This window comes from Geobacillus genomosp. 3, from assembly GCF_000445995.2.
In the GTDB taxonomy this organism is placed as follows: Bacteria; Bacillota; Bacilli; order Bacillales; family Anoxybacillaceae; genus Geobacillus.
Genome location: NC_022080.4, coordinates 1,992,044 through 2,008,580 on the forward strand (window position 1 = coordinate 1,992,044; position 16,537 = coordinate 2,008,580).

The 16,537-nt window shown below is 48.0% G+C and carries 19 protein-coding genes; all 19 read right to left on the bottom strand.

Annotated features, from left to right (window positions below):
- Positions 1-11: 11 nt before the first annotated feature.
- Positions 12-377, bottom strand: a complete 366-nt coding sequence (locus tag M493_RS09810) for a rhodanese-like domain-containing protein (protein WP_020960179.1) — start codon at positions 375-377, stop codon at positions 12-14.
- A gap of 14 nt (positions 378-391) precedes the next feature.
- Positions 392-874, bottom strand: a complete 483-nt coding sequence (locus tag M493_RS09815) for a DsrE/DsrF/DrsH-like family protein (RefSeq protein ID WP_020960180.1) — start codon at positions 872-874, stop codon at positions 392-394.
- A 50-nt stretch (positions 875-924) separates the two neighbouring features.
- Positions 925-1,152 carry a sulfurtransferase TusA family protein gene (locus tag M493_RS09820; RefSeq protein WP_020960181.1) on the bottom strand — a complete coding sequence of 76 codons (228 nt, stop codon included), beginning with the start codon at positions 1,150-1,152 and terminating at the stop codon, positions 925-927.
- 103 nt (positions 1,153-1,255) lie between these two features.
- Complete coding sequence (locus tag M493_RS09825) at positions 1,256-1,516, bottom strand: metal-sensitive transcriptional regulator (protein ID WP_013145015.1); 261 nt, start codon at positions 1,514-1,516, stop codon at positions 1,256-1,258.
- Positions 1,483-1,875 (bottom strand): hypothetical protein, encoded by a 393-nt coding sequence (locus M493_RS09830; RefSeq protein WP_020960182.1) that lies wholly within the window; start codon positions 1,873-1,875, stop codon positions 1,483-1,485. Before M493_RS09830 ends, M493_RS09825 begins: the two co-directional genes overlap by 34 nt.
- Positions 1,876-1,964: 89 nt before the next feature.
- Positions 1,965-2,534 (bottom strand): class I SAM-dependent methyltransferase, encoded by a 570-nt coding sequence (locus tag M493_RS09835; protein ID WP_020960183.1) that lies wholly within the window; start codon positions 2,532-2,534, stop codon positions 1,965-1,967.
- A 141-nt stretch (positions 2,535-2,675) separates the two neighbouring features.
- Entirely contained in the window at positions 2,676-3,803 is a 1,128-nt protein-coding gene (locus tag M493_RS09840) for an MBL fold metallo-hydrolase (RefSeq protein ID WP_020960184.1), read from the bottom strand.
- A gap of 45 nt (positions 3,804-3,848) precedes the next feature.
- A complete protein-coding gene (locus M493_RS09845) occupies positions 3,849-4,094 on the bottom strand; it encodes a glutaredoxin family protein (protein WP_020960185.1) in 246 nt (81 codons plus the stop codon).
- Between the two features lie 20 nt (positions 4,095-4,114).
- Positions 4,115-4,504, bottom strand: a complete 390-nt coding sequence (locus M493_RS09850) for a DsrE/DsrF/DrsH-like family protein (protein WP_020960186.1) — start codon at positions 4,502-4,504, stop codon at positions 4,115-4,117.
- A 383-nt stretch (positions 4,505-4,887) separates the two neighbouring features.
- Positions 4,888-6,150: a glycoside hydrolase family 18 protein gene (locus M493_RS09860; protein WP_023817654.1), complete on the bottom strand. Its 1,263-nt coding sequence runs from the start codon at positions 6,148-6,150 to the stop codon at positions 4,888-4,890.
- Between the two features lie 365 nt (positions 6,151-6,515).
- Positions 6,516-6,884, bottom strand: coding sequence for a YidH family protein (locus M493_RS09865; RefSeq protein ID WP_020960189.1), 369 nt, complete (start codon positions 6,882-6,884; stop codon positions 6,516-6,518).
- 179 nt (positions 6,885-7,063) lie between these two features.
- Entirely contained in the window at positions 7,064-7,459 is a 396-nt protein-coding gene (locus tag M493_RS09870; protein WP_020960191.1) for a hypothetical protein, read from the bottom strand.
- Between the two features lie 436 nt (positions 7,460-7,895).
- Complete coding sequence (gene cdr, locus M493_RS09875; RefSeq protein WP_020960192.1) at positions 7,896-9,542, bottom strand: CoA-disulfide reductase; 1,647 nt, start codon at positions 9,540-9,542, stop codon at positions 7,896-7,898.
- Positions 9,543-9,756: 214 nt separating this feature from the next.
- The gene (locus M493_RS09880) at positions 9,757-10,458 is read right to left on the bottom strand and encodes an ABC transporter ATP-binding protein (protein WP_020960193.1); all 702 of its coding nucleotides are present in this window, start codon (positions 10,456-10,458) and stop codon (positions 9,757-9,759) included.
- Positions 10,455-11,246: an ABC transporter permease gene (locus tag M493_RS09885; protein ID WP_235183432.1), complete on the bottom strand. Its 792-nt coding sequence runs from the start codon at positions 11,244-11,246 to the stop codon at positions 10,455-10,457. Before M493_RS09885 ends, M493_RS09880 begins: the two co-directional genes overlap by 4 nt.
- Positions 11,247-11,389: 143 nt before the next feature.
- Positions 11,390-11,914, bottom strand: coding sequence for a nitrous oxide reductase accessory protein NosL (locus M493_RS09890; protein WP_020960195.1), 525 nt, complete (start codon positions 11,912-11,914; stop codon positions 11,390-11,392).
- On the bottom strand, positions 11,911-13,191 hold the full coding sequence (locus M493_RS09895; protein ID WP_020960196.1) for a right-handed parallel beta-helix repeat-containing protein: 1,281 nt from the start codon (positions 13,189-13,191) through the stop codon (positions 11,911-11,913). The genes M493_RS09890 and M493_RS09895 overlap by 4 nt, the downstream gene beginning before the upstream one ends.
- A gap of 560 nt (positions 13,192-13,751) precedes the next feature.
- Positions 13,752-14,942, bottom strand: a complete 1,191-nt coding sequence (locus M493_RS09900; RefSeq protein WP_020960197.1) for a M20 family metallopeptidase — start codon at positions 14,940-14,942, stop codon at positions 13,752-13,754.
- Between the two features lie 652 nt (positions 14,943-15,594).
- Positions 15,595-16,521, bottom strand: coding sequence for a tetratricopeptide repeat protein (locus M493_RS18695; protein WP_020960198.1), 927 nt, complete (start codon positions 16,519-16,521; stop codon positions 15,595-15,597).
- Between the last annotated feature and the right edge of the window lie 16 nt (positions 16,522-16,537).

A 16,537-nucleotide genomic window follows, 5' to 3' on the forward strand; every position in this document is an offset into this window, starting at 1 on the left:
GTCATCCTCCTTCACTGCCAAGCGTTCAGTCCACCTTTGACGTTCGTGACATGTTGAAATCCCATTTTCTTTAATCGTTTGCTTGCCTTTTGGCTTCGCATCCCGCTTTGGCAAATGACCACCACTTCCTTGTCTTTCGATAGCTCATGAGCACGCGTGGCCAATTCATGCAGCGGGATGTTCCGAAATCCGGGCAGATGGTAAGAACGAAACTCCATCGGGGTTCGCACATCAATATATTGCACCCCGGGTTCTCTCAACCGGCGTTTCAATTCCGCTGTTGTGATCATCCGCACCCCTTTCGGCGGGATGAAGCGGCTGGCGAGAAACCAAGCAAGCAAAACAAGTAGCATGATGTTGATGATCGTTTGCGACATATCATTCCCTCATTTTAAATGAATAAGTTCACGTTCCCTTCCGACGCATCGGCCAAATAGGCGGCGACGCCGGCAAACTCAATGCCGTCGATCAATTCCTCCGGCTTCAGCCCGAGCAAATCGACCGTCATTTGGCAGGCGACAAGTTTCACGCCTTGCTCTTTCGCCATCTCAATCAACTGTGGAAGCGGCATGGCGTTATGTTTTTTGATGACCTTTTTGATCAACGTTGGGCCGATGCCGGCAAAATTCATGCGCGACAGCCCCATGCGGTCCGCGCCGCGCGGCATCATCTTCGCGAACATCTTTTCAAGAAACCCTTTTTGCACGGGAACCGGCGCCTCTTTTCGCAAGGCGTTCAGCCCCCAGAACGTATGGAAAATCGTCACGTCATGGTCGTAGGCCGCGGCGCCGTTGGCGATGATGTAAGCCGCCATCGCCTTGTCATAGTCGCCGCTGAACAAAATGATTGTCGTCCTTTTCTTCGGCTGTGTCATCTTGATGCCCCCTTTCTATATACCTGTATAGGTATAAGAAGATCGAAAAATTAGCCTTTTTGAATCCAGAAGATCAACACACCGTTTTCCTCTTTCATCTCAAGCACCGTATGGCCGCTTGTGTTTGCCCATGCCGGCAAATCGTTTTTCGCCCCTTTATCGGTTGTGTGCACCTCGAGCACTTCCCCCGATTGCAATTCATCCATCGCTTTTTTGGCTCTCACCACCGGCATCGGGCAAGCCAATCCTTTTGCATCCAATACTTTCGTTGCGTTCATTTTGATAACCTCCTTGACATCATATGTTTTATTACCATTACCCCTATGGGTATATTACTACGAGAAAAAGAACGTTGTCAACACCTTTTTGTTGAGCAACGCATTAACGGCTTTTCACAAGCAGTTCCACTGCTTCTTTGACAAGACTGTCTGTGCTTTCCCCTTTTTCCATGCTTTCACGAAGACAATGTTCCAAATTGGTGCTGACGATGACGGCAATGGCGCGGTCAATGGCATTGCGCGCCGCCGACAGCTGGGAAACGACGCTCTTGCAGTCTTTCCCTTGTTCCATCATGCCAAGGACGCCTTTAATTTGTCCTTCAATCCGTTTTAAGCGGTTTTTGATCTCTTTGTTATATTCCATCGGCTCGTTCGCCCCCTTTCTTGACAATCGCAAGCCGTGATCGAATAGCTGTTCACCTCATAGCCATAGCGGCGCAACAGGCGGATGCCGACGTTTTTTTCGATGTCATCCTGAACGATGATATGAAGCGGCTTTGGCGGAATATCCCGCGCATGCCGTTTCAAATACGCCACCGGAATATGCAACGCTTGGCCAAATATGGAGCCGTTGCTTTCATTATAATCGCGCAAGTCAAGAAGAAGCAAGCCGTCCGGCACCTCTTCTACCGGAAGGCATGGGATATGTTTTACAGGATAGTAGCGTCGATACAACGCCACGGCGAAAAGAATGAGAAAGAAGAACAAAGTGGCGACGATCAACGATTCACCCCCTCTATTCACCCTATGCATGATCATTATATACCCTATACGGTATAATGACAATAAGAAATATTTTCCTCAACAATTGGTTATTCCCAGCGAATCAAAAGACCATAGACAGCCGGATGAAAACGGACCAATTCCACGTTGTTTGCCCTTTGTTTCATATAGGAAAGCAGTTCATCCGACGGAATCCGCTCATGAAGCGGCGGCCCCATTTCGCTTTCCACCGCTTCCCATTCGATCAACAGAAACCGCCCATTTGGCTTCATCACGCGACAAATTTCGTCAAGGGCGGCTTCTTTTTGTTCCACTTCGTGAAAGACGAACGCCATGATCCCTTTGTCCACCGAATGAGAAGGCAAGGTAGTCGAGGTGACATCCGCCACCCGATATTCGATATTGGTGATCGCTAGTTTCTCGGCTCGCTGTTTTAATAATTCAACCATTTCCGGCTGCACATCGACCGCATACACTTTTCCGTTTGTTGCCTGTGCGAGAGGAATCGTAAAATAGCCATTGCCGGCGCCAAGATCGACGACCGTGTCATCCGGTTTCACGGACAACATCGAAATCGCCTGTTGCGGGTCAATCCATTCTTTGCGCTTCGGATCGAGCAATCGATCCGCGTGTTCATACTGAAAACGGTGTCCTGCCATCTTTCTGCCTCCTATTCCATCACTTCGATCATAGTATAATACGCATGCTGGCCGTTTTCAAACAACTTCCGCGAACACCGCCAGCCCGCCGCAACCGAAAAAGAAAAAGCCGGCTTGAAACAAACGCCGGCTTCCTTGTCTTTACCGAACGGCGCAACGGTTTGGACCGATCTCCATCTCTCTCTGCTCTTCTTCTGTCGGATTGAGTTTCCCCATATTCGTCTGTCGAATTTCTTGATAAGCATTCGGCTGCGGCGGCAAGTTTTCGGTGACAGTGCGGCGAAACTCTTCATCGTCTGAAATATTCAAACCGTGATTCTGCTTATAAAGTACACCGAGCCGCTCAGCGACACTGCCGTCCTCATTCATTTCCTTCGGCCCCATATAATGCGCCGGCAAGACAATCAAGTCATCCGCCAACTGTTTATAGCGGTCATACAACGTTTTTCGCAAATCATCGACCCAGTCTTGCGCTTTCCCGGCAAGATCCGGGCGCCCGATCGAGTCGATGAATAAAATATCACCGGTTAACAAATATTGATCGTCCACAATAAACGATGTACTGCCGATTGTATGCCCAGGCGAATACAGCGCTTCAATCACGACATGGCCGACGCGGATGCGGTCGCCATCTTGAATTGGTGTATAGGTAAACGTCACCTCTTCTGCGTCTTTCGGCGGCAAGTAATACGTTGCACCTAGTTCTTCCGCCAACTTGCGCCCGCCAGAAATATGGTCGGCATGCAAGTGTGTATCGAGCACATGCTTGATTGTAATACCGCGTTCGTTCGCAAAACGGACATACGCATCCGTCATACGATTCGTATCGATCAACGCCCCCTCGCCGTTCGATTCAACGAGATACGAGAGACACCCTTTGCCAAGGCGGACGAATTGATAAATCGCTCCTCCACTTTTTAGCTCGCCAATTTTCACTGGTTCCAAATGCTCGCTCCACGCCTTCATGCCGCCTTCGATCGAATAAACATCCGTATAGCCCGCCGCTTCCAACTGTTCGGCCACAAACTCCGACGAACCGCCCTTCGCGCAAACGGCATAAATCGTTTTGCTTTTATCTTTTGGCAAACGGTCCAAATATGGTTCAATGCCATCCAACACTTCAAAATACGGAATATTGACAACTTCGACTCCTTTTCCTTCAATGCGCCAATCAGCAAAGTCTTCAGCGTTGCGGGCGTCCACGATAAATAGCTTTTCGCCGCGCATGATTTTATTGGCGATCTCTTTTACCGAAATCGTTTTCGCCAACAATATCCCTCCTGACCCCATGGTTTCGTCAATGGTCCGTTATTCTCAGCGATGATTCGCTTGATTCCACAATGCCATAATGGCCTCCGGATCATACCCGAGCACCCAGCGGCCGTTCACCTCGATTTGCGGCACGCCCATTTGTCCGGTCGTTTCCACCAGTCTCCGCGCCGCTTCCGGATCGAGCTCGACATTCACTTCCTTAAACGGAATCCCTTGCGCGCGCAAAAAGTTTTTCGCCATCACACAATACGGGCATGTCGTTGTTGTATAAACAGTGACTTGTGCCATATTTTCCTCCCCCTCCTTAATTAGAAGGCCAATGTAATATCGGCGTCTTTCGCAAACTGCAGGAACGTCGCCGCCCCCGCCACCTCAATGCCATCGACGAATTGGTTTTTGTCAAGCCCCATAACATCCATCGTCATTTGGCAAGCGATCAGCTTCACCCCCATCTCCTGCGCCATTTGAAGCAATTCGGCAATCGATGGAATGTTCGCTTTTTGGAACCCTTGTTGAAAATGTTCTTTCCCTTCTGGAATCGGCAATTGTTTGTGCGCTTCTTTATGGATGAGATTCAACCCTTCAAACGTGAAAAACACGCCGACTTCTGCGTCTGCCGCCGCAGCGGCTGTCGCGATGTTGAACACTTTGTACGCATCAAACAATCCCCCGTTTGCTGCAATGATGGCCACTTTCATACGCGTAACCTCCTTATGTTTTTCGTTCATTATGTTTTATTGTCTGCCTCAAATTTATACACATATACACGTTTCGCCATATACATATACGTGTATGTGTATATCACGTAAATAATATTATCGAATTGTTTACCTTTTGTCAACAGAGAAATACGCATCCAATTCTTAAAAAAGAGAAAAAGCAGCAAAACAAAGGCTGCTTTTAAATGCAACATCAAACATAAGTTCACCCCCTTTATCCGGGATCCATACCGAGGACCTACCTATAACTATTTTACTTCTGCGTATTATAAGGAAACTTCCGCCTGCCTTCTGCTCCGAGTTATTAGCAAAAAACAGCTTTCGTCCAATCTTCTCATCAAAACCATTTTCCATCTTTAACATTATACCTTTCTCACGGTAAAAAATTTCCTTAAAAGCCATGGTCCTGGCGCAAACCCTAGCGCCAACTCCCATGCACCGACGCCTGCGATCTGAAATTGGCGGGCCAATTTCATTTTCTGTCCCATGCTTCTGACATCTTCAAACCATACCTCATGAATGTTGCCAAGTTCATCCGTATATCGAAAAAACGGCGATTCATATTGAAACGAATATTGAATCGGTGATTGGTAACGCATGGCGGTTGAAACCGCCTTTTGGTTGGAGAGAGCATCCGCCGACGTCCCGGGTTGGTATGGAATGATCCAATCGTATCCATATAACGGGAGTCCAAGCAAGATTTTTTTTCGAGGTACACGCTCGACGGCAAACTGAAGGGTCGATCTCACCTCACCAATTGGCGCAACGGGGCCAGGTTCACTTGTTAAATGATGCCAATCGTACGCCATAAGAAACATATAGTCGACGACAGCGCCAATGCCGCCATAATCGTACCCTCTTAGCCAAGGGATCTCCTCGCTCGTTTTCGCCGGAACGGCGATCGTCAAAACATATCCAGCCGGTCTTAACCGATCGCGCAGCTGGCGCAAAAATCCAGTAAACAAATCACGATCCTCACCGCGAACTTGTTCGAAATCGATATTGACGCCACCATAGCCTTTTCGTGATACTAAATAAAAGATGTTCTCAACCAAATTCGCCCTTGCTTCCGGATTGTTCAAAACTTGGCTCGCCAGTCTCGTACTAAATCCTTCCGATGTTAGGTTCGTCACGACCGCAATGGGTGTCACACGGTTTTGCCACGCTGTTTCAATCGCTGCAGCGTCATTCCGCATCGTAATAATATCGCCATTAGGCGCAAAGCGATATTCGAACAAGGCAATGTACGATGAATACGGAGCAAAATCCCGCACGAGCGCCCGATCTATGTCCGGTTCGCGGAGAGTGTAATACGCTAACGTTATGGCTTGATACCAGGAAATATCAGGAATATAAATTTTCATCCCTGGAAGCATTCTGTACGGATCCACCGTTGGATTGGCAACCCGCAACTGTTCGAGCGTCACAAACGCTTTCCGTGCAATGGCGCTTAACGTGTCTCCTGGCTGCACTGTATACGTATAGCTGGGAACAAGCAATGCCTGACCCGGAACAATATTCGTTTCAACTAAGCCGTTGACAAGACGGAGACGTTCCAACGGATAATCGTATCGCCTGCTGATGGAAAAAAGCGTATCGCCAGGCTGAACAGTATGGATAAACACCATCATCCCCCCATTGAATCACCAAAGATTCGGCACCAATACGATAAATATATATGTTTATGACCCGCAGATGCATCTTGTCTTGCCATCTTCTGCCCCATATATGTACATCGCCCCCATCATGGCACGTATAATGTCGTCGAATCATTTTTCCTTTTCATCAGATACTGCCCCCTTCTCTCTCCATCAAGCAAGTGAGGCCGTCTTATATCGCGAATCCCTTCTTGTATGTAATCGCCAATACATCCTGAGCATCAACTTGACTGAGCGAACGACGACAGTCAATGGCTGTTCTTTTATTTTTACTTGTGCGCTACTCTTACTCCGAAAACAGGGCAAAACAAAAAGCGGCAAACAAGCCGCTGTTACAGCAAGGTGAAAAAATAATATCCAAACAATCCAGTGATCAACAACAATAGAGAAGCTAAAAACCAAATTAACGGGCGCGACGGCCGGAACGTTTGTTCATTAATTTGTCTCGTCTTTATGACATAACTAACGGTGGAAAACACAATCGTGCAGACGGAAATGACCACCGCCAACGCTCCGATGAGCTGAACGAGAAATGTCGACAATGCGCTGGATGTTGTTTTTTCATGCAAGTTGATCACCAAGAAGGCAATCCCAATTACAGCGATCGAGGTGCGAATCCAAGCGAGAAACGTCCGTTCGTTCGCCAAGTGCTGCTGAATATATTTGGAGTCTTCTGTCGGTTGCTGTTTTGTCTCTTTCATCCATTATTTCCCCTTTTCTCAACTACTAACTTGCTTATTGGATCGATTCCATTTGGTCCACCATCCAATCATAACTCATCGGTCCGATCATTTTTTTTCGTATAATCCCTTTCGAATCAAGGAGATAACTTGTCGGAATCGCTTGAGCCTGATATTGGCGAGATACCTCTCCTTTTTCATCAAGAACGACCGTAAACAAAATGCGCCCCTAAATAAATCACTATCATCGAATTCATCAACAAACGCATCGAAACATTTCGGCCATAGGCACGAAATATAATCACGATGGCAGCCGCCACTGCTCCAAGCATCACCCCCCGATCCCCGCCTGGCAAATACAACACCCCAAGCGGATTATGCCATAACGACGAAGGAGCCATTACTACCGGGCTGATTTTCCAAACAACTACGTAAACGAACACGCCGTCTATTAACAATTGTTGTATGCATCTCCGCTGTTCGCTTGAACCCGTCCAGACAACACGCCAAAACAAATACCCCCCAGCGACCGCAGCCAGCCAAGTGAGCCAGCTCGTGCGAATAAGCAAAGGCCCCACAGCAATGACATCATTCATGTTCTGCACTCCCAACGTTGGATGCTCTCTAACTGAAAAAAAAATTCCACTTCATTCCTCTTCAAATAAATTTTATACAAATACCCCTATAGGTATGTTAAACCGTGAGCTAGACGTTGTCAACTCGTGGTGCTATATACCATGCAACATGAAGAGTTAACCTCTCCGTTATCCTGCACACCCTAAGCGCTGCAGCACTTCCTCCAAAGACCCTGCTCAATCTGCAAGCTGAGCCATGAGGGGGGAGTTAGTTGCAGGATAAGGCAAATGTTAACTTTTCAATGAGCATGTATATAACTTAATTACATTGTATATATTCCTAGATCATATACCCATAGGGGGATTCCCCTGATCTTTTTGTTGCAAAAATCATGGGAAATTTATAAATCCGCCAGTATACTAAAAACGCCTTGCCGCTTTGGGCAAGGCGTCCTATTCATGACTGTTTGACGGCGGCGTACAACCGGTAGCCGCCATCAACATTTTTCGCTTGAAATCCGTGTGACCGTAAAATTCTTACGGCAATATACCCACGCAACCCTGCTTGGCATATTACATAAATCGTCTTTCCTTGCGGGAGTTCTTGCAGGCGTTCACGCAATTCGTCCAATGGAATGTGAATCGAACGGTGGATCATGCCACGCGCCGTTTCTTCCGCCGTGCGGACATCAATCAATATACCGCCTTCCTCCACAATCTTATCTATTTCATGCCACTGCACCGTCTCGACAAGTCCGTCCATCATATTCGAAGCGACATACCCTGCCATATTGACCGGATCCTTCGCCGAAGAAAACGGCGGGGCATACGCTAATTCCAAATCCGGTATATCCCGAACCGTTAATCCCCCTTTAATTGCGGTGGCAATGACATCGATCCGCTTGTCAGCCCCCTCTTTCCCGACCACCTGCGCACCATAAATGCGGCCAGTCTCGCGGTCGAAAATCAGTTTGAATGTCATCGTCTCGGCGTTTGGATAATAACCGGCGTGGCTAGGCGGATGGATATGCACAACTTCATATGGAATATGAAGCGACCGCAGCGTTTTTTCGTTAAGCCCCGTCGCCGCAACCGCCAATTCAAATACTTTGGCAATCGATGTTCCCAACGTTCCACTGTACTTCACGTCATAGCCATGAATGTGGTCGGCGACAAGCCGCCCTTGCCGGTTGGCTGGCCAGGCGAGCGGCACAAACGTTTCAAAGCCGCGAATATAATGTCTCACTTCCACCGCATCCCCAATAGCGTAAATCGACGGGTCGGACGTCTGCAAATATTCATTCACTTTGATCGCACCGCGAACCCCTAATTCCAATCCCGCTTCCTTCGCCAGTCGATTCTCCGGCTCGACACCGATGGCCAAAATAATCATATCTGTTTCAATCACATGCCCGTTTGTCAAGACGACACGGCGGCCACGCGCTTCCAATGCCTGAACCCCATTTCCCAGCAAAAGCTCCACCCCATGCTCCCTCATGTGGCCATGAACAATGGCCGCCATTTCATAATCAATCGGCGCCATTACTTGATTGGCCCGCTCGACCAACGTCACATGGATGCCGCGATGTGTCAAATTTTCAGCCATTTCCACCCCAATAAACCCGCCGCCGACCACGACAGCGCGCCGCGGTTTTTGTTCGTCAATATACGCTTTGATGCGGTCTGTATCCGGCACCGTACGCAATGTAAACAACGCTTCCGCCTCTTCGATCCCTGGAATCGGCGGCACAATGGGCTTTGCTCCCGGCGATAAAATGAGAATATCGTATGTTTCTTCGTACTCTTCCCCTGTCTTTACATTCCGGACAGAAACAGTCTTGCGGTCGCGATGAATGGCAGTCACTTCGTTCAACGGACGGATATCAAGCCGAAACCGTTTTGACATCCCTTCCGCAGTTTGCACAAGAAGCTTGTTTCGCTCCTCAATCACTCCCCCGATATAATACGGCAACCCGCAGTTGGCAAACGAAATATATTCACCGCGCTCAAACAAAACAATGTGATCCTCTTCGTTTAGCCGACGAAGACGCGCAGCCGCCGTCGCTCCCCCTGCCACTCCGCCGACAATGACGATTTTTCTCATCTTCATCATCCTCCCTAAATAATGATGCAATTTCCCCCATCCTCGTACATAGGCGAGTTGGGGAAACACCCTTATAAAACATATACCCCTATATGTATAATAAAACCCATGGGGATGGAATGCAGTGATATTGATCACATTTTCCATCTTCCTAAAAAATGCTATTGACGCCGCAACCATAGAATCGCGGCGCCGATCCGATCGATTCAATCCTTCATTGTCGGTGCAAAGCCAACAGCTGCAACACCGTCTGCTCTTTCGATCCACAGGCTGCGGTCTCAATTCGATGGACGATAGCCCCATTTTTCATAAATACAATGACATCGCCGACATCTGCCGCCACATCCATCATATGTGTCGAAAAAATAACGATCGTCCCCTCGTTTTTTCTCTGTTTCAATATATCGATAAACCGATCAACCCAAAACGGATCGAGACCGTTTGTCGGCTCATCAAGCAGCAATAATGACGGATTTCCTAATAACGCTTGGCCGAACAACAACCGTTGCCGCATTCCTTTTGATAAATGCTTGATCCATTCCATTTTTTGCGCTTCCAATCCTATGTCATGAAGCGTTTCTTCCACCTGTTCTCGCGTGACTTTTCGCAATGATGCATAAAACGAAAGAAATTCCCAAACGGTCACCATGGGCGGCACATGGAACTCATCCGGCATGTATCCGATGCGCGAAATGTATTGCTTTCGATTCATCCGCAAGGAAACACCGTGAAGTGTGACCGTTCCATCTGTCGGCGGCAAAATGCCTGCTAAAATTGAAAGAAGCGTGCTTTTCCCCGCTCCGTTTCCCCCGCATAAAACGATGCACTCCCCTTGATTCGCCTGAAAGGAAAGTGAAGACAACGCGGTTTTCTTCTTATACATTTTTGATACTTCCCTCACATCGAGTCCAATCATTGTTGTTTCCTCCTTGTTAACTTCCACGTTGCCATGAACCATAACACACATAGATAGCCAATAATATATACGATCAATATAAGCCCAAACCTTTTTTGCCATAAATGGATCAAGTGATCATAAGCTTGTCCGAAAATGGCGCTCCCCCCCAATTTGACCACAAACGCTACGCGCAATATCTCAGCCGGATTAAGAAGCGTCGCCGCTTGCAACAAAGGGACAACGAGCGGATAGGGAACGATGTTAAGCACAGCGATTAAAAACGTTGGCCAAATCAAAATGAACAAAAACCATACTCCGACCGATACGGTCAACGCTTGCCATCGAGTCGATGTAAACGCACCGACAGCCAGGCCAAACATCAGAAACAAGGCAATTAGGAATAATGAAAAATTATAGAGTGCAATCACCCATTCCACTGGCAATGAGATCCTAAAAAAAGAACTTAGTGCCACACTTAAACCAAAACTCAACGTAAACAAAGTCGTCTGCCCTAACCATTGTCCAAACCATTTTCCGGCCACATACATGGCCTGTGACAACGGGTACGTACATAACAGACGCCATTGTCCATTTTCCATCTCTCCTGCGATCGCAAACGAACCGGAAATGAGCATAAACAGCGGCAAAAGATATAAGAGAATGCTCGCAATCGTTCCTGTAACATTCGTATATCCAGCAAAATCAGCATCGTTCCTGGCGATCAAAAACAACATCGACAATATAACAACCCATAACAAGACGAACGAATAGGAGAAATATTGGCGCATCACCATCCGCCATTCCATCCGTCCGATATTCCACATCCTTCTCTATCCTTTCATCAATGTTTGGCCATCCATCCGTGAAACAACTAAATCCAAACAATTTGATCCCACAACAAAATAGCTCTTTCAATCGACAGACAGGTAGACAAAAAGGCAACTAGCGGTCAGTTGCCCATATGGTCCCCCTTTTGCTTCTCCATTTTCATATGTTCTTTTTTCATTTCCATCATCATCTCTTTATTTCGTTCCCACGTATGGCGATCCAGTTCGCTATACGTCAAAACCGTTCCACCATGTTGTTCGACAAATTTTTTTGCCTTATCTTCATCGTTAAAGGAGATCACATTGTATGCCATAGGGGTGTGAATCGTTTGATCGTATACATATGTCGCTTTCCTCGCCTCCATCCAATCATTCGTTTCATAATCGCGAACAAACGTGGCTTCGACTGTTTCGCTTTCATGTTCTTTCATCCATCGATACATGCACCCTATGTCATCGAACTTCAGCACTCTTCCATTTTTCAACACAAGTTCTGTCGCAAATTGGTTATTTCCTACCGCCATATGACAAACAGCACATTTATCATTTTTTTCATCAATCGCTACTGGTTCAACCTTTTGACTGCAACCAGTTATGACGACAACCATAAGCACAAAAATCGCCAACCACATTTCTTTTGCTTTCATGACCGTTTCCTCCCTATTATGAATCCACTAAAGCTGCCAGTGATCATCACAGCACTCATCACATACAACAAGCTTGCCGGCCGGGAAGGACGATCCTTCCTTGCTGTCGGTTGCTCGATGAGCGGAGCGTCATCCGTCAACACTTGTTCATCAGAACTGCGCAACAACTTTTGCAAGACAATCATACCTGGTGACTGAAAAAACAATTGGTATTCCGGCACATCGATGGTAAGCGCTAGGAAAAACGGGTCGACTCGATACGGGAGGGCGCTGACTCCCGTGCCCGTTACATCTAACTTAGCCGCTGCATCCCAATAGTTACGGGCGATAGTATTGTCACGACTGCGAATGGCTTGTGCGTCATAGACATTGCCAATGAACGAATTGTCCGAAACACGATTGTTCGACGATTCGTTCCACTGCATGCCGATAAAATTGTGAGAAACATCATTCTCAATGAATTCGTTATGGCGCGCTTGCTCCACATAAATCCCGACTCGATTAGCCGCGATTCGGTTCTTTCGTATGATCGTTTCCGCCGCATCGTATAACAAAAGGCCTTGAGAGTGGACATTTCTCTCGTTTTGCACGAACGAATTTTGTTCAATGATTGTTTGTTCCGTCCCCATCACCATCGCTCCGGCGATATTTTTTTCGGAAATGTTGTTTCGCAGCGCAATGCCATTCGAAAACATGACATGAATGCCATAGCGGGCATTATAAATGTGATTGTCGCCTAATACGTTGTTATGGCTGTTTTCCATGTAAATGCCGTCTTTTACCTGATCGATTTCCGCATAACGGATCACGTTTTGCGTTGATTTCCATAGATCAATGCCGTTGCCGCTTTTCTTGCCTTGAACAGTGCAGTGGACAATGGTTGTATGATGCGCATGATCAAGCTTGATGCCTTGCTGATTTGTCAATACGCGCACACCGTCGATCGTATGGTCATGTCCGGTTACGTAAATCGCCGGCATATCAGGCACATCGCCACATTGCACCACACGAATATTTTTGAGCACAACATGCTGGCCGTATATCGCAACGACAGGAGACTTGCGGCACGAACGAATCGTCACCTCCCCAATCCCTTCCAACGTAAGTGGTTTCGATAATATGACCTCTTCATCATAGACGCCGCTTGATAGCCTCACCACTCCATACTCCGGCGCTTCATCGATGCGGGCTTGAACGGTTTCTTCCGCACGCGCCGACAACGGAAAGACAAGAAACAACAATAGAACAAGCGGCCAATGATCTGCATATCTCCTCATCGACTCACCCCCTTCTTGTGATACAATATCAAATAATGATGTGAACTTTTTGAAAACCGTTTGTCAATTTCTCAACATTCACGTCCCTTTTCCTAACGAAAAACATTTTTTATTGGCGCCGCAACTATAGAATCGCGGCGCCGATCCGACGTTTTCTGATCGAGGAAACACACTCTTGCTTTCCAATTACTCTCCCCCGCTCTCCTTAATTGTTGAAGGAGGTTGGATGTATAATGATTATTTAGAACATAGTTTTGTTATAACAAATTATAGCCTCAATCCCCCTCGCTGACACAACAAGGCCGAAGCGTGAAACGTCCGGCAGCGCGCCGCTTTCTTGCCGATCCCGCCCCGCCCCATGGTGAAGAGGCTCTTCTAAGCATAATACAAGTGTAAAGGCGATCATCCCTCTCATCATACCGTGTCCGAAACTATGTTCCACCGATGCTTGCTGAACAGCCTGTTAAGCAACAAACAGGAGCGTCTTTCCCCGTAGATCCTGTCTTTCGTCAGGCACAAAAAAAAGGAAGATGTTCTCCATCTTCCTCAGCCAATCGGCGCTAGTCATTCAGCCCGTAATACGCACAGACGACACACCCGACAGCCTTCGCCGCAACGAGCAGCGCGTCTTCATCGATATCAAATTTCGGATGGTGGTTGAAATACGGTTGTTCCACACCTTTCGGGGTGCAACCGATATAAAAATAACAACCAGGGATTTTCTCCAAGTAGTACGCAAAATCATCTGACGGCGACATCATCGGATATTCGACGACTTCCCGAATATCGGGGTCGTTCGCCCGCATCAGGCTCTCTTTCACAAACGCCGTCACTTCCGGATCGTTGTATAGCGGCGGATAATCCGGAGTGAACGTCAACTCGCACGCCACGCCAAACTCCGTTTCAATCCCGTCCGCAATCCGGCGCAGCTCCGTTTCGATGACTTGCTTTGTTTCATTGGACATATAGCGGATATCCCCTTCTAACGTCACACGGTCCCGAATGACGTTAAACGTCCCCTTTCCGTCAAAAGAACCGATCGTGATGACGCCCATATCAAACGGATTCAAGCGGCGGCTGACAATCGTTTGGGCCGCCGTGACAAAATGCGCCCCCGCCACAATCGCATCGTTCGCCTTATGGGGAGAAGAGCCATGGCCGCCGCGTCCTTGAATCTCCACCTTCAAATACGCTCGGCCCGCCATCGAATAGCCGCTATGATACCCGACCACCCCTGCGGGATGCATAGGAAGCAAGTGTATGCCAAAAATATGGTCAACATCATCCAGCACCCCGGATTCGACAATGCTTTTCGCCCCGCCCGGCGGCACCTCTTCGGCATGTTGGTGGATGATTTTAATCGTCCCGGGAATTTCCTCTTTTAATTGAATCAAGCAATCAGCCAACACTAACAAATACGCCGTATGCCCATCATGAGCACACGCGTGCATTACACCTTCGTTTTTCGATTGAAACGGCAGGCCGGTCTCTTCGACAATCGGAAGGGCATCGAAATCAGCGCGCAAGGCGATCGTTTTGCCCGGTTTTCCGCCCTTGATGGTGACGACAATCCCATAGCCGTTGCCGACATTCGACTGAACGGCCACGTCTTTGCCTTTATAAAAATCCAATATGTACTGCGCCGTTTGTTGTTCTTGAAAAGATAGTTCAGGATGTTCATGCAAGTGGCGGCGAATGCGAATCATTTCTTCTTTCCGTTCTTTAAGCATCGCCATGAGTGTTTGCTTCATTGTTGATCACCTCACATCTCATTCCATACCCTAAAATCCGCAGGCAAACGGACGCTTCCCCGATTCCACAACGGGCGGCTCTTCACCCCGGCATTTGCACAACGACAAAAGCGGGGATTGCCTACCGCTTGCCCTCACACCATTTCTTTTTCACTACCCGCTATATTTCCCCCTTCCGCTTTGTTCTTATGTAACGAAACAACCGCGGCCTCCTCCCCCCTTTGGTCATCGCCATCCGCCCACGGTCCACACAAGAAAGGGTGGCCCTTACTAATAGCCTATCATACCATTCAAATGTCGAACAAGATTGCCGCATCCGGCCTGGGCGAGGGATCCCTGGCGAAACACAGCGGTGGGAGAAAGGGCTACGTTGCGAAAAGGGATTCGTCCCATTTTTCAAATCGGAAGGATCCTGACTGAGCCGGCTCTCCTTCTTGGCCAGACGCTGCCGGTTTAGGCCAAACACTCGTTTTTCCTCCGCCTTCTGAAAGCCGGTGAAAACTGGTGGGGCGTGGCCAGTGCCACTTTTCGCCCCCTCAATGAAATCCCCCGTTAAATTCAAAAGGGAAAAACGATTGCTTTCTTCCTTTAGTTGCGTAAAAACGTGCAAGATAATTGATGATTTAGAACATCGTTTTGTTTTAGAAGTATATCATGTTTCCCACGGAAACACGTCACTCGCCCGGCAAAAAATGCGATACGAAACGCTAGGCTGACGGCGGCGCGCCGCCTTGGAACCGATGCGCGTCGTTTCGATCATCTCCTCCCAAAACGACAACCGGGTGCGGAGACGTTCGATCATTTTGCGGATTGCCGCTTCCGTCACCCCGCGTTCCAAAAAGGAAAAAAACAGCGTTTCGCGAATCTCTTCCCCTGTCAGCGGCCGTTCGCTATGCAGCAACAATGCGAGCAAGTAAAACGAGGCATAATCCAGCGTCATCCACTTGCCGCCCTCATAGCGAACAAGCAGCCCATCGCCGTCACTGATCAACAGTTGCACTTCACGCGGAAGGCATTTTTCCTGCTCAGCGAAATACCGTTCTTCCGCCACAATGTCTCTGCCGTCTGGCGTCACGATGCAATACAGCGCCCGCGCAAAATCTTCCGCCCGCTGCAACAAAATTTCACCGCGGTAGCGTTCAACGAGCTCCTCATCATACGAGCTGTCTTCCATCTCTTCAATTTTCTTCAGCGCCTTCGATGCCAGCAAAATTCCGCAATTGGCAAGAAGCATGCAGCTAATCAGCTGTTGCGTGTCCGTCAATTTTCCGCCTCTCTCATCGGAAAGCGCACGTTCAAAATGGAACGCCGCTTTCCCGTACTCGGCTTCGGCATAATAAACGTGAGCAAGACGGTAGTTGGCAATCGCATGATCGGGACGATACCTTAACGCCTTTTGCAAGTACACTTTCGCCTGCTTCGGGTCGGGGCGGGACATTTTGAAATATTCGCCGACATACACGTACAACGAGACGAGCTGCTCTTCAATCTTTCTTCTTTTTTCCCGATCTTTTTCTTTTTTCCATTCCTCACACAGCTGCCGCTCCCGTTTATGCGGAAAAATTTCCTTCTCTATCATTCGTTCTCTCTCCTTC